The sequence below is a fragment of the Mesorhizobium sp. M1A.F.Ca.IN.020.06.1.1 genome (assembly GCF_004023265.1).
In the GTDB taxonomy this organism is placed as follows: domain Bacteria; phylum Pseudomonadota; class Alphaproteobacteria; order Rhizobiales; family Rhizobiaceae; genus Mesorhizobium.
Genome location: NZ_RZSR01001367.1, coordinates 1 through 1,131 on the forward strand (window position 1 = coordinate 1; position 1,131 = coordinate 1,131).

The 1,131-nt window shown below is 65.3% G+C and carries 1 protein-coding gene and 1 pseudogene; both read left to right on the forward strand.

Annotated features, from left to right (window positions below; translation table 11 throughout):
* Positions 1-246, forward strand: a pseudogene (locus EOA60_RS34055) (MarR family transcriptional regulator); the annotation flags it as partial.
* Positions 243-1,055 (forward strand): enoyl-CoA hydratase family protein, encoded by an 813-nt coding sequence (locus tag EOA60_RS34060; protein WP_095824270.1) that lies wholly within the window; start codon positions 243-245, stop codon positions 1,053-1,055. The pseudogene EOA60_RS34055 and the gene EOA60_RS34060, both read left to right, overlap by 4 nt.
* Positions 1,056-1,131: the final 76 nt, after the last annotated feature.

The window sequence follows — 1,131 nt, forward strand, 5'->3', positions numbered from 1 at the left end:
TTCGACACCAGCAGGAATCGCGACAGGCTGGTCTCCGAAGGGCTGGTGACGCGCGCGCGCCGCAACGGCGACCGCCGCACCTCGATGGTGCGGCTGACCGAAGAAGGTTCGAAGTCTTTCGCGGCAATCGCCGCGGCGCATGAGAACTGGGTCGGCGAGCTCCTCGGCACTGTCAGCGAGGACGAAGCGCGCCGGCTGACCGGCATGCTGAAATCGTTCCGCAGCAATTGGGAGGGACGCGAATGAGCGCCATGGCCAAGCTCAAGCCGAAGCACTTCCTCTGGGAGGTGGAAGGCAGGGTCGCGAAGGTCCGGCTCGACCGGCCGGAGCGCAAGAACCCGCTGACCTTCGACAGTTATGCGGAGCTGCGCGACACTTTTCGCGATCTCGCTTACGCCGATGATGTCGATGCCGTGGCGTTCCTGCCCAATGGCGGCAATTTCTGCTCGGGCGGCGATGTCCACGACATCATCGGACCCTTGGTCAAGATGGACATGAAGGCGCTGCTCTCCTTCACGCGCATGACCGGCGACTTCGTCAAAGCCATGCTGAATTGCGGCAAGCCGATCATCGCGGCGGTGGATGGCGTCGCCGTCGGCGCCGGCGCGATCATCGCCATGGCCTCCGACATCCGCATCGCGACGCCGGAAGCAAAGACCGCCTTCCTGTTCACCCGCGTCGGCCTTGCCGGGTGCGACATGGGCGCCTGCGCGATCTTGCCCCGCATCATCGGCCAGGGCCGCGCCGCCGAGCTGCTTTACACCGGCCGCACCATGAGCGCGGCCGAAGGCGAACGTTGGGGGTTTTACAATCGGCTGGTCGATGCGGCGGTGCTCGAGGCCGACGCGCTCGAGATGGCAGCTCGCATCGTCTCCGGCCCGACCTTCGCGCACGGCATCACCAAGACGCAGTTGAACCAGGAATGGTCGATGGGTCTCGACCAGGCGATCGAGGCGGAAGCGCAGGCACAGGCGATCTGCATGCAGACCGGCGATTTCGAGCGCGCCTACAAGGCGTTCGTGGCCAAGGAAAAGCCGGTGTTCGAGGGGAATTGAGATGAGCGCGATGCTGGATACGTTGGCAGGACAGCGCCCCCCTCTGTCCTGCCGGACATCTCCCCCACAAGGGGGG

What these genes read in the sequence shown, in the direction of transcription:
- EOA60_RS34060 (WP_095824270.1), top strand. Translation starts at nt 243, where the DNA reads ATGAGCGCCATGGCCAAGCTCAAGCCGAAGCACTTCCTCTGGGAGGTG.